28 protein-coding genes, 1 pseudogene and 1 riboswitch are annotated in these 25,870 nt (G+C 73.9%); of the genes and pseudogenes, 15 read left to right on the forward strand and 14 right to left on the reverse strand.

Annotation, left to right across the window (positions count from 1 at the left end):
• The first annotated feature begins 56 nt into the window (after positions 1-56).
• Both EKG83_RS34245 and EKG83_RS49885 read left to right on the forward strand, forming a co-directional pair.
• Positions 57-554 (forward strand): NUDIX hydrolase, encoded by a 498-nt coding sequence (locus EKG83_RS34245; protein WP_033435017.1) that lies wholly within the window; start codon positions 57-59, stop codon positions 552-554.
• Positions 555-655: 101 nt separating this feature from the next.
• Positions 656-805: pseudogene (locus EKG83_RS49885) on the forward strand (DUF6191 domain-containing protein); the annotation flags it as partial.
• 10 nt (positions 806-815) lie between these two features.
• Here the strand turns inward: EKG83_RS49885 and EKG83_RS34250 are convergent.
• Entirely contained in the window at positions 816-1,748 is a 933-nt protein-coding gene (locus EKG83_RS34250) for an aldo/keto reductase (RefSeq protein ID WP_033435016.1), read from the reverse strand.
• 36 nt (positions 1,749-1,784) lie between these two features.
• A complete protein-coding gene (locus tag EKG83_RS34255; RefSeq protein ID WP_033435015.1) occupies positions 1,785-5,297 on the reverse strand; it encodes an NACHT domain-containing protein in 3,513 nt (1,170 codons plus the stop codon).
• Between the two features lie 109 nt (positions 5,298-5,406).
• Here EKG83_RS34255 and EKG83_RS34260 point away from each other — a divergent pair, with 109 nt between their 5' ends.
• Both EKG83_RS34260 and EKG83_RS34265 read left to right on the forward strand, forming a co-directional pair.
• The gene (locus tag EKG83_RS34260; protein WP_153278644.1) at positions 5,407-5,604 is read left to right on the forward strand and encodes a hypothetical protein; all 198 of its coding nucleotides are present in this window, start codon (positions 5,407-5,409) and stop codon (positions 5,602-5,604) included.
• Positions 5,605-6,013: 409 nt separating this feature from the next.
• Positions 6,014-6,520 carry a helix-turn-helix domain-containing protein gene (locus EKG83_RS34265; RefSeq protein ID WP_228122966.1) on the forward strand — a complete coding sequence of 169 codons (507 nt, stop codon included), beginning with the start codon at positions 6,014-6,016 and terminating at the stop codon, positions 6,518-6,520.
• A 233-nt stretch (positions 6,521-6,753) separates the two neighbouring features.
• On the opposite strand, the gene EKG83_RS34270 is transcribed toward EKG83_RS34265, so the two are convergent.
• Positions 6,754-7,521 carry an ABC transporter permease gene (locus EKG83_RS34270; RefSeq protein WP_033435012.1) on the reverse strand — a complete coding sequence of 256 codons (768 nt, stop codon included), beginning with the start codon at positions 7,519-7,521 and terminating at the stop codon, positions 6,754-6,756.
• Entirely contained in the window at positions 7,518-8,426 is a 909-nt protein-coding gene (locus tag EKG83_RS34275; protein ID WP_033435011.1) for an ABC transporter ATP-binding protein, read from the reverse strand. The genes EKG83_RS34270 and EKG83_RS34275 overlap by 4 nt, the downstream gene beginning before the upstream one ends.
• Before the next feature lie 113 nt (positions 8,427-8,539).
• Between EKG83_RS34275 and EKG83_RS34280 the strand changes: the two genes are divergently transcribed.
• Entirely contained in the window at positions 8,540-9,643 is a 1,104-nt protein-coding gene (locus EKG83_RS34280) for a histidine kinase (RefSeq protein ID WP_033435010.1), read from the forward strand.
• The gene (locus tag EKG83_RS34285; RefSeq protein ID WP_033435009.1) at positions 9,640-10,287 is read left to right on the forward strand and encodes a response regulator; all 648 of its coding nucleotides are present in this window, start codon (positions 9,640-9,642) and stop codon (positions 10,285-10,287) included. Before EKG83_RS34280 ends, EKG83_RS34285 begins: the two co-directional genes overlap by 4 nt.
• Before the next feature lie 472 nt (positions 10,288-10,759).
• On the opposite strand, the gene arc is transcribed toward EKG83_RS34285, so the two are convergent.
• Entirely contained in the window at positions 10,760-12,556 is a 1,797-nt protein-coding gene (gene arc / locus EKG83_RS34290) for a proteasome ATPase (protein ID WP_033435008.1), read from the reverse strand.
• A gap of 241 nt (positions 12,557-12,797) precedes the next feature.
• On the opposite strand from arc, the gene EKG83_RS47215 reads away from it, so the two are divergent.
• Positions 12,798-13,622 (forward strand): hypothetical protein, encoded by an 825-nt coding sequence (locus tag EKG83_RS47215; RefSeq protein ID WP_194282958.1) that lies wholly within the window; start codon positions 12,798-12,800, stop codon positions 13,620-13,622.
• Between the two features lie 42 nt (positions 13,623-13,664).
• Here the strand turns inward: EKG83_RS47215 and EKG83_RS34300 are convergent, their stop codons facing one another.
• Both EKG83_RS34300 and EKG83_RS34305 read right to left on the reverse strand, forming a co-directional pair.
• Positions 13,665-14,492 (reverse strand): tRNA (adenine-N1)-methyltransferase, encoded by an 828-nt coding sequence (locus tag EKG83_RS34300; protein ID WP_033435006.1) that lies wholly within the window; start codon positions 14,490-14,492, stop codon positions 13,665-13,667.
• A 65-nt stretch (positions 14,493-14,557) separates the two neighbouring features.
• Complete coding sequence (locus tag EKG83_RS34305; protein WP_084717083.1) at positions 14,558-15,115, reverse strand: hypothetical protein; 558 nt, start codon at positions 15,113-15,115, stop codon at positions 14,558-14,560.
• A gap of 109 nt (positions 15,116-15,224) precedes the next feature.
• Here EKG83_RS34305 and EKG83_RS34310 point away from each other — a divergent pair, with 109 nt between their 5' ends.
• Positions 15,225-16,340, forward strand: a complete 1,116-nt coding sequence (locus EKG83_RS34310) for a sensor histidine kinase (RefSeq protein ID WP_033435005.1) — start codon at positions 15,225-15,227, stop codon at positions 16,338-16,340.
• A complete protein-coding gene (locus EKG83_RS34315; protein ID WP_033435004.1) occupies positions 16,337-16,987 on the forward strand; it encodes a response regulator in 651 nt (216 codons plus the stop codon). The genes EKG83_RS34310 and EKG83_RS34315 overlap by 4 nt, the downstream gene beginning before the upstream one ends.
• Here the strand turns inward: EKG83_RS34315 and EKG83_RS34320 are convergent.
• Entirely contained in the window at positions 16,962-18,092 is a 1,131-nt protein-coding gene (locus EKG83_RS34320; RefSeq protein WP_051766864.1) for a M50 family metallopeptidase, read from the reverse strand. The two genes, EKG83_RS34315 and EKG83_RS34320, sit on opposite strands and share 26 nt — an antisense overlap.
• 103 nt (positions 18,093-18,195) lie before the next feature.
• On the opposite strand from EKG83_RS34320, the gene EKG83_RS34325 reads away from it, so the two are divergent.
• Positions 18,196-19,062 carry a RecB family exonuclease gene (locus EKG83_RS34325; RefSeq protein WP_033435003.1) on the forward strand — a complete coding sequence of 289 codons (867 nt, stop codon included), beginning with the start codon at positions 18,196-18,198 and terminating at the stop codon, positions 19,060-19,062.
• 4 nt (positions 19,063-19,066) lie between these two features.
• Positions 19,067-19,840 (forward strand): thioesterase family protein, encoded by a 774-nt coding sequence (locus tag EKG83_RS34330; protein WP_033435002.1) that lies wholly within the window; start codon positions 19,067-19,069, stop codon positions 19,838-19,840.
• A gap of 1 nt (position 19,841) precedes the next feature.
• Here the strand turns inward: EKG83_RS34330 and EKG83_RS34335 are convergent, their stop codons facing one another.
• The 4 genes from EKG83_RS34335 to EKG83_RS34350 all read right to left on the reverse strand — a co-directional run bounded on the left by EKG83_RS34335 (position 19,842) and on the right by EKG83_RS34350 (position 21,886).
• Entirely contained in the window at positions 19,842-20,759 is a 918-nt protein-coding gene (locus tag EKG83_RS34335) for an AEC family transporter (protein ID WP_033435001.1), read from the reverse strand.
• Positions 20,759-21,046: an antibiotic biosynthesis monooxygenase family protein gene (locus EKG83_RS34340; RefSeq protein ID WP_033435000.1), complete on the reverse strand. Its 288-nt coding sequence runs from the start codon at positions 21,044-21,046 to the stop codon at positions 20,759-20,761. Before EKG83_RS34340 ends, EKG83_RS34335 begins: the two co-directional genes overlap by 1 nt.
• On the reverse strand, positions 21,043-21,306 hold the full coding sequence (locus EKG83_RS34345) for a phosphoribosyl-ATP diphosphatase (protein WP_033434999.1): 264 nt from the start codon (positions 21,304-21,306) through the stop codon (positions 21,043-21,045). The genes EKG83_RS34340 and EKG83_RS34345 overlap by 4 nt, the downstream gene beginning before the upstream one ends.
• Before the next feature lie 130 nt (positions 21,307-21,436).
• Positions 21,437-21,886 carry a GNAT family N-acetyltransferase gene (locus tag EKG83_RS34350; protein ID WP_033434998.1) on the reverse strand — a complete coding sequence of 150 codons (450 nt, stop codon included), beginning with the start codon at positions 21,884-21,886 and terminating at the stop codon, positions 21,437-21,439.
• A gap of 83 nt (positions 21,887-21,969) precedes the next feature.
• On the opposite strand from EKG83_RS34350, the gene EKG83_RS34355 reads away from it, so the two are divergent.
• Positions 21,970-23,157 (forward strand): GNAT family N-acetyltransferase, encoded by a 1,188-nt coding sequence (locus tag EKG83_RS34355; protein WP_033434997.1) that lies wholly within the window; start codon positions 21,970-21,972, stop codon positions 23,155-23,157.
• A gap of 42 nt (positions 23,158-23,199) precedes the next feature.
• Here EKG83_RS34355 and EKG83_RS49275 read toward each other — a convergent pair whose 3' ends face one another.
• The gene (locus EKG83_RS49275; protein WP_265590300.1) at positions 23,200-23,334 is read right to left on the reverse strand and encodes a hypothetical protein; all 135 of its coding nucleotides are present in this window, start codon (positions 23,332-23,334) and stop codon (positions 23,200-23,202) included.
• Between the two features lie 132 nt (positions 23,335-23,466).
• Positions 23,467-23,838 carry a group I truncated hemoglobin gene (locus EKG83_RS34360; protein ID WP_033434996.1) on the reverse strand — a complete coding sequence of 124 codons (372 nt, stop codon included), beginning with the start codon at positions 23,836-23,838 and terminating at the stop codon, positions 23,467-23,469.
• A 108-nt stretch (positions 23,839-23,946) separates the two neighbouring features.
• Between EKG83_RS34360 and EKG83_RS34365 the strand changes: the two genes are divergently transcribed.
• The 3 genes from EKG83_RS34365 (at position 23,947) to EKG83_RS34375 (ending at position 25,784) form a co-directional block, all read left to right on the forward strand.
• Complete coding sequence (locus EKG83_RS34365) at positions 23,947-24,603, forward strand: (2Fe-2S)-binding protein (protein ID WP_033434995.1); 657 nt, start codon at positions 23,947-23,949, stop codon at positions 24,601-24,603.
• Positions 24,604-24,651: 48 nt separating this feature from the next.
• Positions 24,652-24,826, forward strand: a riboswitch (cobalamin riboswitch).
• A gap of 31 nt (positions 24,827-24,857) precedes the next feature.
• A complete protein-coding gene (locus tag EKG83_RS34370; protein WP_051766867.1) occupies positions 24,858-25,043 on the forward strand; it encodes a CbtB-domain containing protein in 186 nt (61 codons plus the stop codon).
• 9 nt (positions 25,044-25,052) lie between these two features.
• Complete coding sequence (locus EKG83_RS34375; protein WP_051766863.1) at positions 25,053-25,784, forward strand: CbtA family protein; 732 nt, start codon at positions 25,053-25,055, stop codon at positions 25,782-25,784.
• Positions 25,785-25,870 lie beyond the last annotated feature (86 nt).

The raw sequence follows: 25,870 nt of genomic DNA on the forward strand, positions 1-25,870 counted from the left end.
CGGCGGGCGTCGGCCCGCGGTAGCACCCGCCGGTACGACCGGGGGAGGATCCCCGCGTGGAACAGGTGCTCATCGTGGACCCCGAGGGCAACCCCGTGGGCGCGGCGCCGCGGGCGCGGGTGCGCGCGGAGGGGCTGTGGCACGCCTGCGCGGCCATCGTGGTCCGGTCGGTGGACGGCGGCCGGCTCTACGTCCACCGGCGCACCGACGACAAGGACGTCTACCCCGGCCTGTACGACCCCACGTGCGGCGGCGTCGTCGCGGCGGGCGAGACGCCGGACGGGTGCGCCGCGCGCGAGCTGGCCGAGGAGCTGGGCGTCACCGCGGTGCCGGAGTTCCGGTTCCGCACCCCGTTCGTGGACGGGACCATCCGCTACGTCGCGCACGTTTACGAGGCGCGCACCGACGGCCCGTTCACCCACCAGCCCGAAGAGGTCGCGTGGGGCGGGTGGATGGGGGTGGAGGAGGTGCGGCGCCTGGCGGCGGACCCGGACTGGCCGGTGGTGCCGGACGGCCGGGCCCTGATCGGGGAGTGGTTCCGGTGGTGGGTTTAGCGTTCGCCCTGTCGATCCCCGGCCTCGCCGTGCTCCTGGTCGCCCCGGCGACCGCCGAGCGGGTGCTGCGGTGGGCGCGCCGCCGCGCGGGCGGGCACCCGGTGCTCAGCGCCACCGCGTTCGACGAGTTCACCACCGCCCTCCACGGCGGCAAGCGGATCGAGCCGGACCAGCGGCAGACCGCGCCCGTGCTCGGCGAGGACGGGGAGTCCGGCGCCCCGCCGCGCGGGCCGGTCGACCTGGACTCCGGCGTGGTGCGGCTCAGTCCCAGGCCAGCGCGGCCCGGGTGGCCCAGTACCGGTCGGGCGGCTCGGCCAGGCCGGCCAGCTCGTCCGGGTCGAGCTCCACCGGCGCCAGGTTCGCGCGCAACTGCTCCACGCTCGCCGCGCCCGACAGCACGACGTCCGCCCACGGCCGGGCGCGCACGGCGGCCAGCGCGACCGCGTCCGGCCCCACCCCGTGCCGCTCGGCCAGCTCCCGCACCCGCGCCGGCGGGTCCACCGCGAGGCGCCCGTTGGCCAGGCCCTCCTTGACGAACACCTCGACGCCCGCCTCGTGGGCCCGCGCCAGGGCGGGTTCCACCGAGGTCTCCAGGACGTTCCAGGTGGACTGCACGGCCTCGAACAGGCGGCGGCCCTCGACCTCCAGCTCCAGCGCGCGGCCCACCGTCCCGGCCTGGTCCGGGCCGGAGGTGGAGAAGCCGAGCCGGACGCCCGAGTCGCGCAGCCCGCCCAGCGCCAGGAGCAGGTCCAGGTCGCCGAACAGCGGGCTGTCGGTGGTCAGCGAGTGCACGAAGTACAGGCCGACGTGCTCGCCGAGCAGGTCGTGCGTCTCACCCCACTGCCGCGCGAACCGCTCCGCCGAGTGCTCCTTCACCTCGTGGACGTCGGCGTCCACGCGCCAGTCCCCCACGTAGGCGTAGCCCCACTTGCTGGACACGCGCACGTCCCGGTGCCCGCGCGAGTCCAGCCACCCCGCCAGGAACTCCTCCGCCCGCCCGTAGGAGCGGGCCACGTCCACGCGCCGCACACCGGCCGCGTAGGCCGCGTCCAGCACGGCGTGGCACTGCTCGCGCATGGCCTCGACGTCCCGGTGCGCGGGCAGCGCGCCGGTGCGGCCGAGGTTGATGTAGGCGGGACGGCCGAGGGCGGCCAGTCCCAGGGCGAAGTCGGGCGCGGTCGGCACGCCTGACACGGTAACCGGCGATCTTGGGGTCCGCCGGGCGCGGGTTCACGCGGTGGTGGGCTCGGTGGTGGGCTCGGTGGTGGACTCGGCGGTCACCTCCAGGGCGGCCACCATCTGCCGCAGGCGGAGGCGGCGGCGGGGGGCGGTGGCCGGATCGGCGATCAGCGCCCGCATCCGCCCGGCGGCCCACTCCCCCACGCCCGCGCACTGGAGGTCGACGATCAACCCCAGGTCGTCGGAGAACGAGTACTCCTGGATGGTCAGCAACCGGCTCCACGCCTGCATCGCGAAGTCGAGTTCACCGCTCGCGGCCAGCGCGCGGGCCAGGACGCGGCTGTCGGTGATGGACAACTGAGGCGACAGGATGGCATCGACCAGCGCGGCGGCGCTGTCGCCGTGGGTGAACCGCACCAGAAGCGCCTTCTGGAGTTCGGCTCCCGACACCTCAGGGTGATCGGCCAGCAGGGCGGCGACACCGGTCGCCGCGGCGGGGTGGTCCGGGTCGAGGGCGTCCAGCACCCCCACCAGCAACTCCTTGGGAGGGTGCGGGCGCCCGGCAGCCACGTCGGTCAGCGCCACGGCCGCGGTTTCCGGATCGATCTTCAACAGGAGTCGCGCCGCATCCCGGTATCCGTCGAGGGAGAAGATCTCCGGAGAGCGGAGCACACCCTCGGCCCAGGTCCACGCCTCGTCCCGCCCTCCCGCGTCGTTCAAGTACTCGGCGATGGCGTTCCGGTAGAAGGAATAGAACTTTCTGCCGTCCCCGAACAGTTCCACCACCTTCTGAGCGGTTCCGTCGCGCGTGGCCAGCCACCCGCCGATCAGATCGGCCATGCCGTGCACGGCCGGGTTCGACCTTTCGATGTGCTTGCGAACCGATTCGACCAAGGCGGGATGCGGCGTCACCTCGACCGCGTTCTTGAGCAGGACCCCCGCGTGGAGTTCGAAGATCGGTTGCGGCTCGGCCGACCACCTCTCCACCTGGTCGGTGATCGCCCGCACCTCGCTGTCGCCGTGGAGCCTGAGCAGGAGGACGAGGGCGTTCCGCACGTGCCACGGTCTGGCGTCCGGATCGCCGGCGACGGCCCGCGCCAAGGCGGTGGCCGCGGCCCGGTCACCCGCGCGCAGCAGGAACCCGGCGAGTTCCAGGCGGCCCGAGTGGTCGTCCCCAGGACGGGCCGCGGCTCGCGCCGCGATCTCGGCGACCGCCTCGATCCCTGCGGCATCGTGCCAGGCAGTGGCCACTTTCCTCAGGTGCCAGGATTTGGCGGACCTGTCCGCGAACACCGTTTCCGCCATCGCCTTCACATCCGGCACCAGGCCGAGGTCGGCGAGCACCTCGGTCGCCTCCACGCGGAGCCAGATGCCGACGTCCGGTTCGAGGACCATGGCCAACGCCCGCTGCCGGACCTGTGCCACGACCCCCGCTCCCAGCCGCAGGGCCATGGGCGCCGCACGTCGCAGGGGCGCGCCGTAGCAAGAGGGCAGGAGTTCCGCCAGCAGCGGTTCGACCTTCTCGCCTCCGGTCAGGCGCTCCAGTGCCACCACGGCCGCCATTCGGCGTTCCACCGCCAGCACCGGGTGCGCCGCCATTGATCCGAGGTGTTCCGCGGCCCGGGGATGGTCGAACAGGCCACCGAGGATTTCGATCGCCTCAACCGCGGTGTCGAAATCGTCCGCGTTGCACGCCAGGGCCACCAGCCGGTTGACGACTTCTTCGGCGGTGTCGGTGGGGGTGGTGACGCCTTCGGCTATCAGGTGACCGGCCAGGAGGACCCGGCGGGAATCGTAGGAATCCAGCACCCGGGTTATCACGGCGGCGATGTCGTGGTTCGGTTCGGCCGCCCAGAGGGCGAAGGTGAACAGCGCGAAGGTGCGTTCGGCGTCTTTCAGCCCCCGGCGGATCCAGGTGTCGAGGTCGGTGAAGTCGTCGCCGATGGAGTCGGCGTGCGACCGGGCGGCCAGGAACTCGGCGAAGGACTGGTGCAGGAAGCGGAGCTCGCGTTCGGCGGCCACCAACAGGCCGGTGCCGATCAGCTCCTCCCACAGGTGCTCCTCCCAGCCCTCCACCAGGGTGCCCCCGGCCTGGTCGCGCACCCAGTCCCGGGCGACCGGCCAGAGCGGGTCCTGGGTCTCCAGGCGTTCCCTGGCGAGCGCGGCCAGCAGGCGGAAGCGGTGCTCGTGCAGCCACCCGATGCAGGCCAGTCGGGCCGGGTCGTCGTGGTGGCGGCGGCGGAGGTGGGCCACGACCTCGCGGCGGGCGCCCCGGTCGCCGGCCAGGTAGCCGCAGAAGCGCTCGTAGAGGCTGATCCTGCTGGTGGGCAGGGAGCGCCCGGGGTCCTTGACCGCCGCCACCGCCGCGATGGTGGCCAGCAGGGGGTTGCGGACCAGCTCGCGCAGCCGGCCGTCCGAGGTCTCGCGGAGGAAGCGCTCGGCCTCCCGGGTGGCGGTGGCCGGGTTCTGCGCGGTGAACCAGCGGTGGGCGAACTGCTCCAGCTCCGGGCGGGCGAAGGGCTGGATGGCGTAGTCGCCCACGTTCGCCGCGCGCAGCGGGGACAGCTCGGACTCGGGCAGGGCGCGGGTGGTGACGACGAAGCGGTAGTCCGAACCGGGGCGGGCGTGCTGGGCCACCGCCCGGATCACCTCGCCGCGCACGCGGGGGTCGGGGATCTCGTCCAGGCCGTCGACCAGGATCAGCCAGCGCGCACCCTGGGCGCGGCCCGCGAACATGCCGGCGTCGGGGTCCTGGACCAGCGTCCGCCCGAGCGTGCGGCTGACGGCGGCGGCCAGGACGTTGCTCCACGAGCCGGTGTGGTCGAGCGAGCGGGCGGACACGCGGACCGGGACCACCGGCTCGCCCACCGGGGCCGCGGTGGCGCTGTCCTCGCGCAGCCAGACGCGGGACAGGGCCCGGGCGAGGTGGTGGCCGAGGGTGGACTTGCCGGCCCCCGGCTCACCGGTGACCAGGAGGTGGTCGTGGCGCTCCAGGGCCTCCGACACCGGCAGGGCGGCCTGCGACGCGGTCGTGGCCGGGCGTTGTTCCGCCGGCGCCTCGCGCTGCGCGCCGGGGTCCTCGCGCTCGGCGGTGGTGCGCAGGCGGACCTGCTGGCGGACGTAGATCGTGGACAGCGAGGGCTCGTCCACCCCCAGCAGCGAGTAGGGCAGGCGCTCCACCGCGGTGCTCTGGGCCTCCAGCAGGTTGCGCAGCGCCAGCGACGGCAGGGGGCAGTCGGTCCAGGACGCGAGCCGCGGCCGGTCGTCCCGCTGCTGGGCCAGCGCGTCCCGGTCACGGGCCTCCTTGGCCCGCATCCAGACGTCCACGACCTGCGCCGGGTCGCGCTTGAGGCCGGCCGCGAGGGCCTGGGTGGACTCCAGGGTGAGCAGGCGGGCGGCGTTGAAGACGCCGTAGACGGCGTTCTTCTCGAACAGGCCCGTCGAGATGAACTCGTGGACGCTGCCGAACCCGGCGTCGACGAGGGCGCCGTGGAACCACGCCGCCAGTTCCTCCAGTTCCGGGTAGCGCTGCTGCTTGCCCTGCGATGGACGCCCACCCGGCATGGCCCTCCCGTCCCAGGATCGGGTTTCCCACGAGTTTCCCCACTGTAGAGGGAAATGCGCGGTGCGCCGCATGCTCGATCCCGTCATCGCACGGATGGACGGAGGGGTCGTGGACCAGTTGACGGGGCTCGTGGCCGGGAACCCGGCGCTGTACGTGGTGTTGGCGCTGGTGGGCGGCCTGCTCAGGCAGTGGATCGCGCACCGGACCGCGGTGCGGCGGGAGGAGGAGGTGACGCGGCGGTTGGAGGTGGCGGTCCGGGACACGAAATCGGCGGAAAGGGCTGCCGTGGTGCGCGCGGCGCGGTGAGGAGTCGTGCTGGGTGCGGAAGGAATGGAGTGGAACCATTTGTGGTGGATTTTATTCACGCCGCAGGGCGGACCGGCACTTCACGCCGGTTGAGGGAACAGGTGCGTGGTGTCGGGCAGGCCGGGGGCTGCCCGGGGAACCACCCGCCTGAAGAACTGGGAGGTTCCGGCCACCGCCACTCGCACCGGCACCGGCACCGGCACCGGCACTGACACCGCCACCGGCACCGGGAGCGGCACCGGCACCGGGAGTGGGAGTGGGAGCGTTATTCAGGACCTCTGAGCTGGGCTGACAGTGCAACAGCCCTGCCTGGGCAGGGTCGGTTTCCTCTCACAGAAGCGACCACCACAGGGCAGGGCTGTTGCGCTACCGCTCTACGACCGGCCTGGACCATGACCAGATCCGGGAGTTGGTCCGTCGGATCGACCAACTCCGGTCACACCCGACTTCGCAGGTCGGACGGCCGCCGGCGCTGAGCTCGCACCGCTCGGTGCTGCCGACCCTGGTCCTGCTGCGCCACAACCTGCCCCAAGCCCTGGCCGCCGACCTGTTCGGCGTCTCCCAGCCCACCGTGTCGAGGGTCTTCCGCCGTTACGCGCCGCTGCTGGGCCAGGTCACCTGCCCACACACCCCGCCGATGCCCGAGCCGCTGCGGGGCCGGGTGGTCATCGTCGACGGCACCCTGGTCCCGACCGGCCGGCTCACCGCCGACTACGACGGCAAGCGCCGCCGCCACGCCTTCACCACCGTCGGCTACGACACCCTGCTCGACCACAGCGTCTTCCTCGGCGATCTGGGCCACCAGGGCACCGCCGCACACGACCAGGTCACACCGACCACCCCCCGGAGAACAAGGTCTGGAACCGCGGGGTCAACCAGATCCGCTGGGCCGTCAAACAGGCCATCGCCCACCTGAAGAACTGGAAGATCCTCGCGACCGGCTACCGCGCCCGCCTCGCCGAACTGTCCACGATCATCCGCATCGTCACCAGCCTGGAGTACTACCGACTCGGCTGGTGGGTTCTGAATAACGCACCGCCGCCGCCACCGGCACCGGTCAGCGAAGCGGCTTGGTGGGCTGGCCGGCGTGGCCCGCGTCAGCAGCGCCCGGGGTGCCACTGCCTTGGTCAGTGGGGTGCCGGGCGGCGTTCAGGCGTCGCGGCGGGTGAAGGCGATGCCGCCGGCGCCCAGGGCGATGACCAGGTAGGCGATCATCACCAGGCCCGCGCCCGGGGGTGACAGCGTCGCGTTCGGATCATCGCTGGTCAGCAGGTGTGGCAGGACCGGGAGCATCACCGCGTACATCCGCTCGCCCCAGGGCGCCGGGAGCAGCATGGCGACCACCGGCAGGACGAAGAGCAGGCCGCACAGGGTGACCAGGGTGCCTGCCGTGGAGCGGATCAGCAGGCCCAGCCCCAGGCCCACCAGGGCGACCACGACCATGGACGCGGTGTTCGCCAGGAGGGTCGGCACCGCGTCGCCGAACGAGGCGTACACCGAGATCGGTTCCGGGCGGTCCCCGGTGATCAGCTCGCCCGACGCGTAGGCGATCAGGCCGGCCACGGTGGCGACGACCAGTGACACGCCGGTCACGACGGTGGTCTTGGCCAGCAGCAGCGCCCGGCGGCGCGGTACGCCGATCAGGACCGGGCGGATCATGCCGCTGCCGTGCTCGGCGGTGATCGCCAGGGCACCCAGGACGCCCAGGCAGAACTGGCCGAACGGCAGGAGCACGACCGTCGGGTCGGCGCTGTCGAACTGCTGCTGCCGCTCCGGTGTCGCGGTGTCCCAGTCGGCGGTCATCAGGTAGGAGACGAGGGAACCCACGACCAGCGTGAGCGCGATGGCCAGCAGCAGGTAGGTGGTGGAGCGGACCGAGCGGAGCTTGAGCAGTTCCGAGTCCAGCACGGGGGTCATCGGGCGGTCTCCTTCGCGCGGTACTCGACGCTGTCCTCGGTGAGCCGGAGGTAGGCGTCCTCCAGGGACGCGCTGCGCGGTGTCAGCTCGTGCACCGGCAGCTGCCGCCGCGCGGCCAGGTCGGCGATCTCGGCGGGCTCCAGGCCGCGCACGAGCAGCGCGCCGTCCTCGGTGGTGACGGAGGCGCCCGCCGCGCCCAGGACCGCGGCCAGCTCGGCGCGCTCGGGCGAGCGGACCAGGACGTCCTCGCGGAACCTGGCCCGCAGCTCCCGGACCGACGCCTCCAGGACCAGCCTGCCCCGCCCGATGACGATCACCCGGTCGGCGGTCAGCGCCATCTCGCTCATCAGGTGGCTCGACACCAGCACCGTGCGCCCCTCGCCCGCCAGGTCGCGCATGAGGTGGCGGATCCACCTGATGCCCTCCGGGTCCAGGCCGTTCACCGGCTCGTCGAACAGCAGGACGCCCGGGTCGCCCAGCAGCGCCGCCGCGACGCCCAGGCGCTGCCTCATGCCCAGCGACAGCACGCCGACGCGCCGCCGCGCCGCGCCCGCGAGGCCGACCAGCTCCAGCACCTCGTCGACCCGCCGGTCGCCGATGCCGTTGCTCCGGGCCAGCACCCGCAGGTGGTCCCGGGCGCGCCGGCCGCCGTGCGCGGCGCCCGCGTCCAGCAGCGCGCCCACCTCGTGCAGCGGGCGGCGGTACCCGGCGTAGCGGCGGCCGTTGACCAGCGCCTCGCCGCTGGTGGGGCGGTCCAGGCCGAGGATGGCCCGCATGGTGGTCGACTTGCCCGCGCCGTTGGGGCCCAGGAAGCCCGTCACGTGGCCGGGGGTGACCTGGATGGTCAGGTCGTCCACCGCGCGGTGCGCCCCGTAGCGCTTGGTCAGGTGCCTGGTCTCGATCATGGGACCAGCTTGGCCGGTCCGCGGGGTGGGCGGATCGGACCAGGGTCCGGACTTTCAGGTCGGACCCTGGTCCGATGTCACCGGCCGGACGACCGGCTAGCGTCCCGAGCGTGATGCCCCGGCTCCTGCGCCTGCTGCCCACCGCCTACCTCTACGCCCTCGACATGATCGCGGGGGCGGCGGTCGTCCTGACCTACGTCGGTTTCGCGGAGCAGCGGGACGTGCCGATGTGGTTCGGCTACCCCCTCGCGATGCTGGTGGGCACACCACTGGCGGGGCGGCGCAAGAAGCCGCTGCTGACCCTCGCCATCGTGGCGACCGCGCAGGTCGTGGCCACGCTCACGCACATCACGCTGGAGCCGTTCTTCCCCACGGCGTTCGCGATGTACTCGGTGGCCTCGCTGTGCTCGCGGCGGGTCGCGGCCTGGGCGCTGGTGGCGACGCTGGTCTGCGCCCCGGCGTCGGTGCTGGTCAGCGAGCCGTGGCCGGACGGCCCGGGGCTGGGGTCGTTCGTGGTGGTGCTGGTGGGCGCGGCCTGGGCGCTGGGCCGGACCACGCGGGTCAGCCGGGAGTACGAGGCGCGCCAGGCCGTCGCGGAGGCCGAGCGGGCGGTCACCGAGGAGCGGATGCGGATCGCCCGCGAGCTGCACGACGTGGTGGCGCACAGCCTGAGCCTGATCGCGGTCAAGGCGGGCATCGCCGCCCACGTCGGGGCGGCGCGGCCGGAGGTGGGGCAGGAGGCGTTGAGGGTGATCGAGGCCGCGTCCAGGGACACGCTGGTGGAGATGCGGCGGTTGCTGGGCGTGCTGCGGTCCGAGGACGCCGCGGTCGAGCTGGCGCCCATGCCGGGCATGGGCGACCTGCCGGCGCTGGTGTCGCGGGCGTCGGCGGCGGGGGTGCGGGTGGACCTGTCGGTCCGCGGCGAGGTGCCCGACGCGCTGGGGCTGACCGTGTACCGGGTGGTGCAGGAATCGGTGACCAACGTGGTCAAGCACGCCGCGCCGGCGTCCTGCTCGGTGGAGGTGGAGGTGGCCGAGAAGGCGGTGGTGATCTCGGTGGTCGACGACGGGCCCGGCGAGCGGGTGCCTGCCGGCGCGACCGCCGGGCACGGGCTGGTCGGGATGCGGGAGCGGGTCGCGGTGTACGGGGGGACGTTCTCGGCCGGGCCGCGGGCCGGGCGCGGGTTCGCGGTGCGGGCGGAGGTGCCGCTGTCGTGACCGACGTGGTGATCGTGGACGACCAGGCGCTGCTGCGCGGCAGCTTCCGGGTGCTGGTGGACTCGGCGCCGGACCTCAGGGTGGTCGGCGAGGCCGGTGACGGGGCCGAGGCGGTGGCGGTGGTGCGGGCGACCTCGCCCGACGTGGTGCTGATGGACGTGCGGATGCCGGGGGTGGACGGCATCTCGGCCACGCGGGAGATCAGCGCCTCCTGCGCGGCCCGGGTGCTGATGCTGACCACGTTCGACCTGGACGAGTACGTGTACTCGGCGCTGCGGGCCGGCGCGAGCGGTTTCCTGCTCAAGGACACACCGCCGGCCGACCTGCTGGCCGCGATCCGGGTCGTGGCGGCCGGTGACGCGCTGTTGTCACCCTCGGTGACGCGGCGGTTGATCGCCGAGTTCGCCCGTGGGGGGCGGGAGCGGCCGGTGCGCTTGGAGGGGGTTACGGAGCGTGAGCAGGAGGTGTTGGTGCTGATTGCCCGGGGGCTGTCCAACCCGGAGATCCAGCAGGAGTTGGGGCTGTCGCACGGCACGGTCAAGACGCACATCGGGCGCTTGCTGCACAAGCTCCAGGCCCGTGACCGGGCCCAGCTCGTCATCGCGGCTTACGAGTCGGGGCTGGTGGGTGCCAGGGCTCGGTGAGCGGGGTGGGGCGCTTGAGGGCCGGGGTTGGTGGGGCGCGCCGGGGCCGGCACCGGAGACGCCTGGCGCCGGTACGCCTGGCACCGGGTCCGGGCTCGACCCCCCTGGAGCCGGCCGGGACGCCCGGGACCGGGACCGGGTCCGGGCTCGGCACCCCACGGCACCCCACGGCGCCGCCACCGCGGCCGGCTGCCGCATCCGACTGCCGTGCCCGATCACCGGGCGAGACCCGCCCGTCACCGTCCGATCACCTCACCGCCAGGGCCCCGCCCCTACCCCCACACCCCGTCCCGACATCGCAAGTCCCCCACCCCGACACCACCGGTTGACCCCCTGGGCACCCACCCCGGGCAAGCTCGACGTGGTGACCCGCCCCCGGACGTGCGGAGGCCCGCCCGGCGCTGCCGGACGGGCCTCCTGGCGAGTTGCTCCTCACCCGACCTGTCGCCCGCACCGCGGGCGGCGTTGCGGGCTACAGGTACTGGCCGGTGTTGGTAGCCGTGTCGATGGCTCGACCCGACTCCTGGTTCTTGCCGGTCACCAGGGTGCGGATGTAGACGATCCGCTCCCCCTTCTTGCCCGAGATCCGCGCCCAGTCGTCCGGGTTGGTCGTGTTGGGCAGGTCCTCGTTCTCGGCGAACTCGTCGACGATCGCGTCGAGCAGGTGGCGCACCGACAGACCCGGCTGCTTGGTGTCCAGCAGGCTCTTGATGGCCGCCTTCTTGGCGCGGTCGACGATGTTCTGGATCATGGCGCCGGAGTTGAAGTCCCGGAAGTACAGGACCTCCTTGTCACCGTTGGCGTAGGTGACCTCCAGGAACCGGTTCTCGTCGGACTCCTCGTACATCCGCTCGACCGTGTGCTGCACCATGCCCTGGATGCAGGCCACCGGGTCGCCGCCGAACTCGGCGAGGTCGTCGGCGTGGATGGGCAGGTCGGGCGTGAGGTACTTGTTGAAGATGTCCTTCGCGCCCTCGGCGTCCGGGCGCTCGATCTTGATCTTCACGTCGAGCCGGCCGGGGCGCAGGATGGCCGGGTCGATCATGTCCTCGCGGTTGGAGGCGCCGATCACGATCACGTTCTCCAGGCCCTCGACGCCGTCGATCTCGCTGAGGAGCTGGGGCACGATCGTGGTCTCCACGTCGGAGGACACGCCGCTGCCGCGGGTGCGGAAGATCGAGTCCATCTCGTCGAAGAACACGATCACGGGGGTGCCCTCGGATGCCTTCTCGCGGGCTCGCTGGAAGATCAGGCGGATGTGCCGCTCGGTCTCGCCGACGAACTTGTTGAGCAGCTCGGGGCCCTTGATGTTGAGGAAGTAGCTCTTGGCCTCCCGGTGGTCCTCGCCGCGCGCGGCGCTGACCTGCTTGGCCAGGGAGTTCGCCACCGCCTTGGCGATGAGCGTCTTGCCGCAGCCGGGAGGGCCGTAGAGCAGCACGCCCTTCGGCGGGCGCAGCTTGTACTCGCGGAACAGGTCGGCGTGCAGGAACGGCAGCTCCACGGCGTCGCGGATCTGCTCGATCTGCCGGAACAGGCCGCCGATGTCCTCGTACTTGACGTCGGGCACCTCCTCCAGCACCAGGTCCTCGACCTCGGCCTTGGGCACCCGCTCGTAGGCGAAGCCGGCCTTGGAGTCGACCAGCAGCGAGTCACCCGCCTTGAGGGGGGAGTCCATCAGCGGCTGGGCGAGCCACACGACCCGCTCCTCGTCGGCGTGCCCGACGACCAGGGCCCGGCCGATCGAGGCGTCCTCCTCGGCCTCCAGGACCTCGCGGAGCGTGCACACCTCGCCGGTCCGCTCGAAGCCGCCGCCCTCGACCACGGTCAACGCCTCGTTCAGGCGCACCGACTGGCCCAGGACCAGCGACGACGTCTCGACCGCCGGCGACACCGAGACCCGCATGCGACGACCGGAGGTGAACACGTCCACCGTGCCGTCGTCGAACCGCGCCAGGAACACGCCGTAGCCGCTGGGCGGCTGGGCGAGGCGGTCCACTTCCTCGCGCAGGGCGAGCAGTTGGCTCCGTGCTTCTCGAAGGGTGTCGATGAGCTTCGTGTTGCGCTCGGTCAGTTGGCTGACGCGCTCGGTCGCCTCTGCCAACCGCTGCTCCAGCAGGCGGACGTGTCGTGGGGATTCCGTCAACTTGCGGCGCAGCAACGCGATCTCGTCCTCGAGGAACCTGATCTGCGCAGTCAGCTCACCAGAGTTGTTGCCCTTGTTCAGCTCGCCGCCCTCATCGGGCTGGCTGCCGGGATGACCGTGCTGCATGTCGGCACCCTCCTCCCGTGTTCGTACGACAACGGTACCGGCGATCACCGACAAAAGCCGCTACCCAGCGCGTGGCCGGGTGTTGTGCGATCACACATCCGCCCGCTCGGCCGGTCCAACTGCTCCATACCGGTGTCTGCCGGAACCTCTTACCCGCTACCGTGCGTCCCAACACGAAATATCCACTGACGTGGTCCGGGCAGTGTCCACTGCCACCAGCGGAAAGTTCTAGGAGATAGTGATGTCCGTCCCGCCGCAGCAGCCGGGTCCGTACGGCCAGCAGCCGGGTCAATTTGGCCAGCAACCAGGTCAATTCGGCCAGCAGCCGCCCCAGGGCCAGCAGCCCGGCGGGTACCCCCCGCCGCCCCAGGGCTTCCCACAGGGTGGGCAGCAGCCCGGCTACGGCACCCCGCCGGCCGGCTGGGGCCAGCCCGGCCAGCCGGGCCCGGGGCAGCCGGGACAGCCCGGCCAGCCCGGTTACGGCCAGCAGCCGTACGGCCAGCCCGGCCAGTTCAACCAGCCCGGTTACGGCCAACCGGGTGGTTTCGGCGACCCCTACGGGGCGCCGCGCAAGAAGAGCCCGCTGCCGTGGATCCTGGCGGGCGGCGGCGTGCTGGTGATCGGCGTCGTGGTCCTGCTGATCTTCACCCTCGGCGGCGGCGGCAAGGGCAGCCCGCAGGACACCGCGAACGGCTTCGTGGCGGCCTTCAACGCCAAGGACTGGGAGAAGATGCGCTCCCTGACCTGCGCCGAGAAGCAGGGCGACCTCAAGGACCTGGAGAAGCTGTCCAACCCCGGCGAGGCGATGACCGAGGAGCTGGAGAAGCAGCTGCAGGACCTGCCGCCGGAGGCCCGGGAGCAGATCGAGAAGATGCAGGAGGCGGCGAAGGAGATCAAGATCACCGCCGCCGTGGACAAGGTCGAGACCAAGAGCGACACCGAGGCCGAGGCCACCATCACCCTGAAGGTCGAGAACGTGCCGACCGAGATGAAGGACTTCGTCAAGGACCAGACCGACACGATCTCCCTCAAGAAGACCGACGACGGCTGGGTCGCCTGCGAGTGACCCGCGACGGCCCCGCCCGGCGGGCGGGGCCGTTCTCGCTGGTCAGCCCTTCGACGGGCGGCGCTGCGGCCGGGGCGGGGTGACGCCGTCGGCGAGCCTGCGGGTGGTCAGCAGGAACGCGGTGTGCGCGATCATCCGGTGCTCGGGCCGCACCGCCAGGCCGACCACGTGCCACGGCCGGACGAGGGTCTCCCACGCCTGCGGCTCGGTCCAGTGCTGCTGCTCCCGGATCGCCTCGGTGACCTTCGACAGCTGGGTCGTGGTCGCCACGTACACCACGAGCACCCCGCCGGGGATGAGGCTGCGGGCCACGGTCGGCAGCACGTCCCACGGCGCGAGCATGTCGAGGACCACGCGGTCGACCTCGCCGGTGTGCTCGACCACGTCGCCCACGGTGAGCGACCAGTTGCCGGGCCGCTCGCCGAAGAACTGCTCGACGTTGCGGATCGCGTGGTCGGCGTGGTCCTGGCGCACCTCGTAGGAGGTCACGCTGCCCTTCTCCCCCACCGCGCGCAGCAACGAGCAGGTCAGGGCCCCGGACCCGGCGCCGGCCTCCAGCACCCGGGCGCCGGGGAACACGTCGCCGTACATCACGATCTGGGCGGCGTCCTTGGGGTAGATCACCTGGGCGCCGCGCGGCATCGACAGCACGTAGTCGGCCAGCAGGGGCCGCAGGGCCAGGAACGAGGTGCCGCCCACCGACGTGACCACCGAGCCCTCGGGCTGCCCGATCAGCTTGTCGTGCGGCAACGCGCCGCGGTGGGTGTGGTACTCCTTGCCCGGTTCGAGCACGATCGTGTAGTGCCGTCCCTTCGGGTCGGTCAACTGCACCCGGTCTCCCGGCTGGAACGGACCACTGGCGGTGCTCACCGCGGCGAACCTCCTGCTAAACGCGCGTCGACAGCGCACGATGGTCGCACGCCGGCGGCCGCGGGCTACCGGCGGGACTTGCCCGCCGCCCCCTCCTTGACCGTGTGGTAGACCGGCCACCCGAGCAGCCAGACCACGCCGACCACGGTCATCGTCCGCAGCTGCCCCCACAGGACCCCGGTGCGCTCGGGCGTGGACACCACGAAGGCCAGCAGCAGCACCACGGCCCCGGTGATCGCCCAGGCCAGCGCGAACTTCCCCCACTCGCGCCACTCGTAGCGGACCTTCTCCGGCCCGGACCGCGGGGGCTTCACCGGCGGCGGACCACCGGCGAAGCGGTGGGCGAACCGCTGGTCGGCCCAGCGCAGCATGCTGTGCCCGAACGCGACGCTGACCCCCAGGTAGATCGCGGCCAGCCCGTGCACCCCCCTCGCCTCGCCCCCCGCGCGCAGGTCCAGCACGGCCGCCACGAGCAGCACCACGTCCACCACCGGGGTGCAGGCCAGCAGGACCGCACCCAGCGTCCGCCTGCGCAGCGCGTACCGGGCCAGCAGCCCCGCGCCCAGCACGACCCAGAACCCGACCTCGCACGCCACGATCAACACGACCAGCGGTTCACCCACGACACCGACGATGCCGGTCAGCGGGGTTCGGCCGCGTCGTCGGGCCGATCGACCGGCGGTCATCACTTAGTAGGACGACCGGTGTGCGCCGCTGTGCTGTGATGACCGGGTGTGGCTGTTCCGCAGGTACCACGACCCGCTCGTCGCGGTGGCCTTCTTCGCCCTCGGGGTGCTGGTCCACCGGTTGGGCGCGGACCTGGTCATGGGCGGTCGGGACGACACCACGCCGCTCGGCGTGCGGCTCGCGGTCCTCGGGGTGGCGTGCGCGGGGCAGGCGTTCCGGCACTCCGCGCCGGCGGCGGCGCTGCTGGTGGTCACCGGGGCCGCGGTGGTGGACGCGCGCCTGGGCCTGAGCATGCCGGTGCTCATGGTCCTGGTCGACGTGCTGTTCGCGGCCGCCCTGCGCGGCTCGCGCCGGCTGCACCAGGGGCTCGTGGGCGTGGTGGCGGTGCTGACCGTCGGCGGCGCCGCGGTGGTGGCCGTGATCGGCGACTGGCGGATGTCCTTCTACGCCGGGTTGCAGGCGTTCTCGCTGTTCGTGGTGCCCGTGTGGTGGGCGACGAACGTGCGGCAACACCGGGAGGGCGCCGAGCAGATGGCCCGGATCGTGGAGCTGGACCGGCGGGCCGCGGTCGCCGCCGAGCGCACCCGGATGGCCCGCGACCTGCACGACGTGGTGGCCGGGCACCTGTCGGCGATCGCGATCCAGTCCGAGGCGGTGCTGTCGCTGCGCGACGGCGACCCGGAGACCTCGCGCACCGTGCTCAAGGCGGTGCGGGAGAACAGCGTGCGGGCGTTGGCGGAGATGCGGATGATGATCGACGTGCTGCGGGCCGACGACCCCGTGGACGAGCCGGCGACCGTGCGGCTGGCCGACGTGGGGCTGCTGGTGGACTCGGCCCGCGCGGGCGGCCTGGACGTCGGGTTCCGGGGCGCGGACGTGGCGGACCTGCCGGTCGCGGTGGACGTGGCCGCGTACCGGATCGTGCAGGAGGCGCTGACCAACGCGGTCAAGCACGCGCCCGGCGCGCGGGCGTCGGTGGCGCTGGAGCGGCAGGTCAGGCGGTTGGTGGTGGTCGTGCGCAACGAGCTGCGCGGTACCGGCGGGGACGGATCGGGGACGGGGTTGGTGAGCATGGCGGAACGCGCGCACGCGGTCGGCGGCCGGTGCGCGGCGGGTGCCGACGGCCCCGAGTGGGTCGTGCGGGCGGAGCTGCCGCTGTGATCCGGGTGCTGGTGGCCGACGACCACGCGGCGATCCGGGCGGGCCTGGTGATGATCCTGGGCGGCGCCGGGGACGTCGAGGTGGTCGGCGAGGCCGGTGACGGCGCGGCGGCGGTGCGGCAGGCGCTGGCCCTGCGGCCGGACGTGGTGCTGATGGACGTGCGGATGCCCGGGGTGGACGGCATCGAGGCGACCCGGCGGCTGGCCGGCGTGTGCGAGGTGCTGGTGCTGACCACCTTCGACCTCGACGAGTACGTGCACGGCGCGCTGCGCGCGGGCGCGGCGGGGTTCCTGCTCAAGTCGGTGGAGGCGCCCGCGCTGGTCGAGGCGGTGCGGCGGGTCGCGGCCGGTGACGGGGTGCTCGCGCCGGGCGTGACGCGGCGGGTGATGCGGGAGTTCGCCGCCACCGCGCCCCGGTCGCGGCCGCCGGGGCTGGACTCGCTGACCGAGCGGGAGGTCGAGGTGCTGCGGTGCCTCGGCGAGGGCCTGTCGAACCACCAGATCGGGCGACGGCTGCACATCGGCGAGACCACGGTGAAGACGCACGTGTCGCGCGTGCTGACGAAGCTGGACCTGCGGTCGCGGGTGCAGGCGGCGATCCTGGCGCAGGACGCCGGCCTGCTCAGCGGCGGTTCAGGGCAGCCCTGAGGTCCTCGCGGCGCAGCACGCCCGCGGGGCGGCCCTCCAGGTCGACCACCAGGTACTCCCAGGCGGCGGTGCCGTGCACGCGCTCGACCACCTCGTCGCCGCTCTCGTTCTCCAGCAGCACCGTCTCCGGCCGGATGGGCACGGCGGCCTGCTCGGCCGGCGCGTGCGGCGAGGTGGACGCCAGCCGCCGGGCCATCTCCCGGTCCAGCAGGCCCGCGGCCACGCCGTCGGCGCGGACCAGCACCACGCCCCGGCCCGCGGACGCGGTGAGCGCCCCCGACACGGGGCTCTCGGCGGGCAGCTGGAGGACCGGGCGGACCAGCTCGGTGAGGGTGAGGCCGTCGGGCCAGGTGCGCCGGTGCTCCGCGGTCAGCTCGCCGCGGGCGCCGGCCAGCACGAACCAGGCGGTCAGCAGGCACACGCCGAACCTGACCCAGCGGTCCTCGCTGCCCGCCAGCACGCCCCACACCGCCCACCCGACCAGCAGCGCCGCCACCACGCCGCCGCCGACGACCGCGGCCCTGGTGCCCGAGGCGCGGCGGCCGGTGCAGGCCCAGACGCCGGCGCGCAGGATGCGCCCGCCGTCCAGCGGCAGGCCGGGCAGCAGGTTGAACACGGCCACGGCGGCGTTGGCGAACGCCGTCTGGGCGACCAGCAGCCACACCGCGTCCGGCTCGGGCATCGCCGCGGCGGCGAGGGCGAACACGCCGGCCAGGAAGACCGACACGAGCGGGCCGGCCGCGGCGATGGCGCCCTCGTGGCCGGGTCTGGTCGGGGTGCGCATGACCTCGGACACGCCGCCGAGCAGGAACAGGCGCAGCCGGCGGACCGGCAGGCCGAGGCGGAGCGCGACCAGGGTGTGGCCCAGCTCGTGGGCCAGCACGGACAGGCCGAGGAAGACCGCGAACGTGGCCGCCAGCAGCACCCCGGTCACGCCGTCCGCGCCGGGGACCAGGCGGCCGACCATCGGCGCGTAGAGCACGACGACGGCCGCCGAGCCGAGCCACCAGGAGGGTGCCAGCAGCACCGGCACCCCGGCCGCGCGGAACAGCGGCAGGCCGCCGTCCCGGCCGACCTGCCGTCGCCAACCGCCTGTTGTGGCCACGTCGCAGAGCCTAGGGCCCGGGGTGTATCACCGCTGTGATTCGGCCGGTCGCCCGCTCGCCGCGCGAACGATCTTGTCGGTGCCTTGGCCTATCGTTTGGCCCATGGCAGTGCCGACGACCACCGACCGACCCGTCCGCAGGCCGGCGTTGTCGCCCTCCCGCGCGGGCGACTTCAAGCAGTGCCCGCTGCTCTACCGGTTCCGGGCCGTCGACCGGCTGCCGGAGAGGCCGACCAGGGCCCAGGTGCGCGGCACGGTGGTGCACGCGGTGCTGGAGGAGCTGTTCGACCTGCCCGCCGACCAGCGGGTGCCGGCGCGGGCGCGCGAGCTGGTCGGGCCCGCGTGGGAGCGGGTGCGGGCGGAGCGGCCGGAGTTCGCCGACCTGTTCGCCGAGGACGACCCGGAGCAGCAGGAGTGGCTGGCGTCGGCGGCGGGGCTGCTCGACGGCTACTTCGGCCTGGAGGACCCGCGCCGGTTCGACCCGGACGCCCGCGAGCTGCTGGTGGAGTGGGAGCTGCCGTCGGGGGTGCTGCTGCGCGGGTACGTCGACCGGGTGGACGTGGCGCCGACCGGCGAGGTCCGGGTGGTCGACTACAAGACGGGCGCCGCGCCGCGCGAGGTGGGCGAGGCCAAGGCGCTGTTCCAGATGAAGTTCTACGCGCTGGTGCTGTGGCGGTTGCGCGGCGTGGTGCCCCGCCAGCTGCGGCTGATGTACCTGGCGGACCGGCAGGCGCTGGCCTACCAGCCGGACGAGGCGGAGCTGGCGCGGTTCGAGCGGACGCTGGAGGCGATCTGGGACGCCATCCTGCGGGCGGCCCGGTCCGGGGACTTCCGGCCCAACCCCAGCCGGATGTGCGACTACTGCGACCACAAGGCGCTGTGCCCGGCGTTCGACGGCACGCCGCCGCCCTACCCGGGGTGGCCGGAGCCGGACGCCGGCGTGGAGACGCCGCTCGACCGGGTGGACTGAAGCCGTGGGCGCGTTCTACGAGCCGCTGGCCGGGGACCGGTTCGCCTCGACCGGGCACACCGCCGGCCCCTGGAGCGACGACAGCCAGCACCTGGGCCCGCCGTCCGCGCTGCTGGTGCGGGCCCTGGAGCGGTGCGCGCCGCGCCCGGGCACCCTGCTGTCCCGGGTGACCCTGGAGGTGCTGGGCCCGGTGCCGGTGGCCGAGCTGTCCGTCGAGGCGGCGGTGGAGCGGCCGGGCCGCTCGGTGGAGCTGCTGTCCGCGTCCCTGTGCCACGGCGGACGGCCGGTGCTGCGGGCCCGCGCGTGGCGGATCGTGACCGGTGACACGGCGGTCGTGGCCACCGGCGACGGCCCGTCGCCGCCACCCGCCGAGGGGTGCGCGCCGATGCCGGTGCCCGCCGGCTGGCGGCGCGGGTACCTGGCCGCGATGGAGTGGCGGTCGGTGACCGGCGGCGTCTTCGAGCCCGGTGACGCGGTGGTGTGGGCGCGGCCGGCCGTGGCGGTGGTGGCGGGCGAGGAGCCGACGCCGCTCCAGCGGCTGTTCACCGTCGCCGACTCGGCCAGCGGCGTGTCCGGGCGGCTGGACATCACCCGGTGGTACGCGATCAACACCGACCTGACCGTCCACCTGCACCGCGAACCGGTCGGCGGGTGGTTCGCCCTCGACGCGACCACGGTCCTCGGGCCGACCGGCGTCGGCGTGGCGACGAGCGTGCTGCACGACGGGCGCGGCCCGGTGGGGCGCAGCGCCCAGTCGCTGTTCGTGCGGCAGCGCTGAGTTAGCGGAGCAGCAGCACCACGACCGACAGCGTGGCCATCGACAGCACCGTGGACACCAGCACCGCGTCCCGCTGGAAGCGCGGGTCCGACCGGTACCGGCGGGCCAGCACGTAGACGTTCTGGGCGGTCGGCAGGGCCGCGCACACCACGGCGGCCAGGCGCGGCGGGCCGGTCACGTCCAGCGCCAGGCACGCCAGGAACGCCACCAGCGGGTGCAGCAGGAGCTTCAGCGCGACCGCGGTGGCCAGCTCGGCCCGGACCCCCGGTTCGGGGGCGCGTGCCGCGTCGAGCGACATGCCGAGCACCACCAGCGCGGTCGGCACGCCCGCGGCCCCCAGTGCCCGCACCGGCTCCAGCACCAGCTCGGGGACCCGCACGCCCAGCAGCCCGCACACCAGGCCCAGCAGCGAGGCCAGGATGAGCGGGTTGCGCACCGGCAGCAGGGCCAGCGTGCGCAGCGCCGACCCGCGCCGCCCGGACCCGACCTCCACGGCCGCGAGCACCACCGGCATCACCACCACCGGCTGGAACAGCAGCACCGCCACCACGAACGACGAGTCGCCCAGCACGCCCACCGCGACCGGGATGCCCAGGTTGCCCGCGTTGGCGTAGCAGCCGGCCATCGCGCCGAGCGCCCGGTCCGGCGGGGAGCGCCGGAACACCCGCCACTGCACCGCGTAGCCGACCAGGCCGACGACGAACGTGCTGATCACGAACGCCAGGACGCCGCGGTTGGCCAGGTCGGCGGGCGAGCCGCCCAGCAGGGTGGTGAACAGCACCGCGGGCATGGCCAGGTAGAAGGCGAAGCGCCCGAGCACGGTCTCCGCGCGGTCGCCGAGCACGTCGGTGCGGGCGGCGGCGAACCCCACGGCGGTCAGCACCCAGATGGGCGCGAAGCCGCCGAGCACCCCGCCCATCAGGTGGCGCGGTAGTGCTCGACGGTCGGGAAGGGGTCGTAGAAGTGGTGCAGCAGGGCCTTCCACCGCGGGTACAGCGGCCCCTGCCGGAAGCCGACCACGTGGTCCTCCAGCCGCTCCCAGCGCACCAGCAGCAGGTAGCGGGAGGGGTGCTCGACCGACCGCCGGAGCTCCAGCGAGACGAACCCGGGCGAGCCGGCGATCACCTCGCGGGCCTGCGCGAAGGCCGACTCGAAGTCGGCCTCCAGGCCCGGCCGGACGTCCAGCCGCGCGGCCTCCAGGATCACAGGTGCTTGTAGACGTCTTCGAGGGTCAGGCCGCGGCCGAGCATGAGCACCTGGACGCGGTAGAGCAGCTGCGAGACCTCCTCGGCCAGGCGCTCGTCCGACTCGTGCTCCGCGGCGATCCAGACCTCGCCCGCCTCCTCCAGCACCTTCTTGCCCTGGGCGTGCACCCCGGCCTCCAGCGCGGCGGCCGTGGCGGACCCCTCGGGGCGGGTGCGTGCGCGTTCGCTCAGCTCGGCGAACAGCTCGTCGAAGGTCTTCACGGGGTCTGATCCTCGCATCCCCCGGCCCGGCGGGCGGGCGCACCCCTGGTCGGGCCACCGGCCGCCGGTCCGGCTCGGCGTCGCCGCAGCGGCACCGGGGCGGCCGGGCGGACCGCGGCGACCGTCGCGATCAGATCCCGTAGCGCGGGCTGGTGAACGGCCACACCTCCGCGATCCACTTGGGCACGAACTCGTCGAGCGCGCGCTCCAGGTCCGTGCCGACGTGCTCGTCGACCACCCACCAGGAGATCAGCGCGTCGTCGCCCCGGTCCTCCAGCGGGTCGATGTAGACGCACCCGAGCAGGGCGGTCTCGTCGGCGTTGAACAGCGCGTAGTTGAACGACTCGTGCGCCTCCTGCTCCCGCTCGTGGCGGGCCAGGTCCTCGCGGTCCTGCTCGGGGGTCATCGTCGCGGGCGGCCACCCCCACGCCTCGCCGTAGAGCGACCACAGCCGCTCGCGCGAGCCCATCACGGCCGGGTAGTCGACGTCCACATCGGATTCCCGGATGGGGCGCAGGTGGTGGTCGGCGTCGAGGTCGACGCGGGTCGGGTGGGCGAAGTCGGCGGGGAGCCAGGTCATGCGCGGCATGGTGCCCCACGGCGGGCCGCCCGCGCCGGCGAAAATCGCGTGACGCCGCGGGCGGCCCGCCGGACACTGCTCAGGTGACCCTGAGCGACGGCCTCGTGCTGCGCACCGCGCGCCCCGCGGACCTGGAGCAGGTCGGCGCGCTGCTGGCCGAGCGCGGCGAGCCCGAGGACGCCGTCGACCACCGCCTGGTGGTGGAGGACCCGGACGCGGGCTGGGAGGCGTGCGCGGTCGTCGTGGACGGCGACCGCGTCGTGTCCACCGCGACCCTGCTCGACGAGACCCTGGTGCTGGGCGGGCTGGAGATCCCGGCGAGCCAGGTCGAGCTGGTGGCGACCGACCGCGCCTACGAGGGCCGGGGCCTGGTGCGCGCGTTGATGGGCTGGGCCCACGACCGCGCCGCCGCCCGCGGCCACCTGGTGAACATCATGATCGGCATCCCCTACTTCTACCGGCGGTTCGGCTACACCTACGCGGTGCCGATCGCCCCCACCCGCGAGGTGCTGGGCACCCCGGTGGCCGGTGACCACGTGCTGCGCGAGGCGACCGCCGACGACATCCCGGTCATGGCCCGGCTCCAGGACGCCGAGCAGGCCCGCGCCGACCTGCGGATGCCGCACTCGGCCCCGCTGTGGCGGTGGCTGGTGGCCCGCGACGGCAGCGCGCAGGTGCTCGTCGAGCGCGGCGGCGTGCCGGTCGCGACCGGGCGCCTCACACCACCGGGTGAAGAAGACGTGCGGCTGGCGGAGGTCGCGGCGGTGGACGAGGCCGCCGCGCACGCGCTGCTCGCGCTGACCGCGCCGACCGAGGTGACCGAGCGCCCCGGCACGGTCGCGGGCGCGGCGCTGGAGCCGTTCCTGGCGCCGCCCAAGCCCGACGCGGAGTCCTACTACGTGCGCATTCCGGACCCGGTCGCGCTGCTGGGGCACCTGCGGCCGGTCTTCGGCGCGCGGCTCGCCGCGTCCGAGCGGTTCGCCGCCGCGGCGGGCGAGGCCGTGGTGTCGTTCTACCGCTCGCACGTGCGGCTGCCGTTCGAGGCGGGCCGGGTCGGGCCGGTCGTGGCGGGCGGCACGATGCAGGCCCCCGGCGCGGCGGGCGGCGCGGGCGTGGCGCCGGACCTGCTGGCGTCGCTGCTGTTCGGGCCGCACGGGATCGACGGGCTGACCGCGCGGCAGCCGGATGTCTACCCCGGGCCGAACGCCGAGCTGATGCGGGTGCTGTTCCCGCCGGTGCGGGCCGACGTGCTGACGTTCTACCTGCCGTAGCGACCGGGACCGCGGTGCGGGTCGGCGGTCGCGGTGCGGTGCTCAGGCGCCGCGGCCGGCCAGTTCGACGCCGAGGGCGACACCCGTGAGCACGAGCAGCGCGCCGGAGGCGGCCAACGCGCGCCGGTAGCCGGTGTCGCCCAGGTGCCGGGGACCGGTGTGGTCGGGCTCGGGCACCGCGCAGGTCAGGCGGCGCAGGTCAGGCGGCGCAGGTCAGGCAGCACGGCCGGGCGGCGCGAGGCAGTGCGAGCCGCGCGACGTGGGCCGGGCGGTGCGCGCGGTGCGGCGCCGGGCGGGTGGCGCCCCGGGTCAGGCGGCGGGTGCGGCGGGGGCGACGATGTCCGCCGACAGCGGGGCCACCACGCCGATGATCTCCCCCACCGTCTCCGCGGGCACCCCCGCCGCCGCCAGCGCCTCGGCCAGGTGGCCCGCCACGAGGTCGAAGTGCGCCTGCCCGATGTTCATGCCGCGGTGCACCTCCTTCATCGAGCGCCCGGTGTACTCCTGCGGCCCGCCGAGCGCGGCGGTGAAGAACTCGACCTGCCTGCCCTTGAGCCGGGACATGTTCGTCCCGCTGAAGAACGGGGCCAGCCCCGGGTCGCCCAGCACGCGCCCGTAGAAGTCGTCGACCACGCTGACCAGGGCTTCCTGGCCACCGATCCGGTCGTAGGTGCTCGTCATCCGCGCCCCCCGGGGTGAGTGGGAGCCACCAGTGCACCGCGGCGGCGTTGCCGCGCCGTCAACCCCGCGTCGCCATCGTGAAAACCCCGGGGCGGCAGACTGGGCCGCGTGTCCGAGTTCGCCGATGTCCTGGCCACCCTGCGGCAGGTCCGCGGCCTGAGCCCGTTCTTCGCCCTCGACGTCGGCCGTCCCGACCCGGGCTGGCACGACGGCGCCGCGCTGCTGGGAGGCCCCGCGCTGCCCGACGTCCTCGGGCGGATCGCCGACCGCTACCGCACCGGCGAACCGCGGGTCGCCGCCTCGCTGTTCTTCCTGGGCTACTCCGCGCGGCTGCTGTGCCCGGTGGTCGCCGCCCGCGTGGTCGGTGGCGCGGTGCCGGACGTGCGGCCGGCGAACCTCTGGTGGCGTTACGACGAGGACGGCCTGCGGGTCCGGTTGAAGGAGCCCGTGGCGGGGGTGGGCGTCGCCGAGCCGCTGGCGCCGGTGGTGGGGGCCCTGCGCGCGGTCACGCCGGTGGCGGCCGGGTTGCTGTGGGGGAACGCGGCGTCGTCCGCGGCCGGGGCGCTGCGGACCGCGGCGCGTGCCGGGGTGGCGACCGCGGAGCAGTGCGTGGCGCTGGGCGAGGAGCTGTTCGCGGAGCCGCCGCTGCGGGGGACCGGGGTGTTCGTCCCCTTTCCGGGCGAGGTGGTGTTCCGGCGGCGCAGCTGCTGCCTGTACTACCGGCTCGACGGCGGCGGGAAGTGCGGTGACTGCGCGTTGACGTGAGGCGCACGACAACTCTTCCGGCCGGTTGTGCCGCCGGGCGATCGACATCTACGGTTCGCAGGCCGCAGTGGACGGGAAGCCGGTGGGAATCCGGCGCGGTCCTCGCCACTGTGACCGGGGAGCCAACCCGCCGAGCACGTCACTGGTCGCACGCGCGGCTGGGAAGACGCGGGGACGGTGTCGATCCGGGAGTCAGGAGACCGGCTGCGGCACGAGTTGTTGTTGACCTTCCACGAGGTATGGAGGAGGCCGTCATGACGAGCCCCGCGCAGTCCGTCCCCGTCCACGTCCCCAGGTGGGCCTACGCCGTCGCGCTGGTCGCGCTGCTGGTGACCTGGCTGGTGCTCCAGGAGAACGGCATCGCGCTCGGCCACGCCGCCGAGACCGTCCACGAGTTCTTCCACGACGGGCGCCACGCGCTCGGCGTGCCCTGCCACTAGGCGCGCCGGGTGTCCGCTTACCGGAGTCTGCTGCTGCGCGGGATCGGTTCGGGCGGGTTGTCCGGGCTGCTCGCGGGTCTGGTCGGGGTGCTCGTGGTGGAGGCCCCGATCCGGGCGGCGCTGGCCGTCGAGGAGGCGCGGCCGGCCGAACCGGGTGCCCACGACCACGGTGAGGTGTTCAGCCGCGGCACCCAGGTGGTGGGTGGCGCGCTGGCGGCGGTCGTGGTCGGGCTCGCCGTCGGGGCGCTGTTCGCCACCGCCTACGCCGGGGCGCGGCACTGGTTCCCGACCAGGGCGCCGTTCACCCGGGCGGTGTGGCTGTCGGCCGCGGCGTTCGGCGTCGCGGTGCTGCTGCCCGCGGTGAAGTACCCGGCGAACCCGCCGGGGGTCGGCGAGAGCACGACGGTGGAGTACCGGACGGTGCTCTACCTGGGGTTGATCGCGGCCGGGCTGCTGGTCGTGCACGGCGCGGGCGTGCTGGTCCGGCGGTTGGCGCACCTGCCGGCGCCGGTCCGGGCGGCCGTCACCGCGGTGGCCGTGGTGGCCGCGCTGGCGGTGCTGCTGGTGGTGTTCCCGGCGACGCCGGACGACGTGCCCGCGGACGTGCCGGCGGGCCTGCTGTGGGAGTTCCGGCTGGCTTCGCTGGCCGAGCAGGCCACGCTGTGGCTGGGCCTCGGCGTGGTGTTCGGCCTGCTGGTCGACCCGGCGGTGCGGGTGCGGAGGCGGGTGTCGGCTCTTTAGCCGGGGACACCGGGGTTCGGCGGGTCCCAGCGGTCCGCCGAACCCCGGTGGGCCCGGTGAACCGGCGGGGCTTCAGCGGTCCCCCG

Origin of the sequence: Saccharothrix syringae (assembly GCF_009498035.1) — a bacterium.
Lineage (GTDB): Bacteria > Actinomycetota > Actinomycetes > Mycobacteriales > Pseudonocardiaceae > Actinosynnema > Actinosynnema syringae.

Coding starts and splice junctions, on each gene's coding strand:
- EKG83_RS34255 (WP_033435015.1), bottom strand. CDS start 5,297: ATGCCGGGTGGGCGTCCATCGCAGGGCAAGCAGCAGCGCTACCCGGAA.
- EKG83_RS34270 (WP_033435012.1), bottom strand. CDS start 7,521: ATGACCCCCGTGCTGGACTCGGAACTGCTCAAGCTCCGCTCGGTCCGC.
- EKG83_RS34275 (WP_033435011.1), bottom strand. CDS start 8,426: ATGATCGAGACCAGGCACCTGACCAAGCGCTACGGGGCGCACCGCGCG.
- EKG83_RS34280 (WP_033435010.1), top strand. CDS start 8,540: ATGCCCCGGCTCCTGCGCCTGCTGCCCACCGCCTACCTCTACGCCCTC.
- arc (WP_033435008.1), bottom strand. CDS start 12,556: ATGCAGCACGGTCATCCCGGCAGCCAGCCCGATGAGGGCGGCGAGCTG.
- EKG83_RS47215 (WP_194282958.1), top strand. CDS start 12,798: ATGTCCGTCCCGCCGCAGCAGCCGGGTCCGTACGGCCAGCAGCCGGGT.
- EKG83_RS34325 (WP_033435003.1), top strand. CDS start 18,196: ATGGCAGTGCCGACGACCACCGACCGACCCGTCCGCAGGCCGGCGTTG.
- EKG83_RS34335 (WP_033435001.1), bottom strand. CDS start 20,759: ATGGGCGGGGTGCTCGGCGGCTTCGCGCCCATCTGGGTGCTGACCGCC.
- EKG83_RS34350 (WP_033434998.1), bottom strand. CDS start 21,886: ATGACCTGGCTCCCCGCCGACTTCGCCCACCCGACCCGCGTCGACCTC.
- EKG83_RS34360 (WP_033434996.1), bottom strand. CDS start 23,838: ATGACGAGCACCTACGACCGGATCGGTGGCCAGGAAGCCCTGGTCAGC.
- EKG83_RS34370 (WP_051766867.1), top strand. CDS start 24,858: ATGACGAGCCCCGCGCAGTCCGTCCCCGTCCACGTCCCCAGGTGGGCC.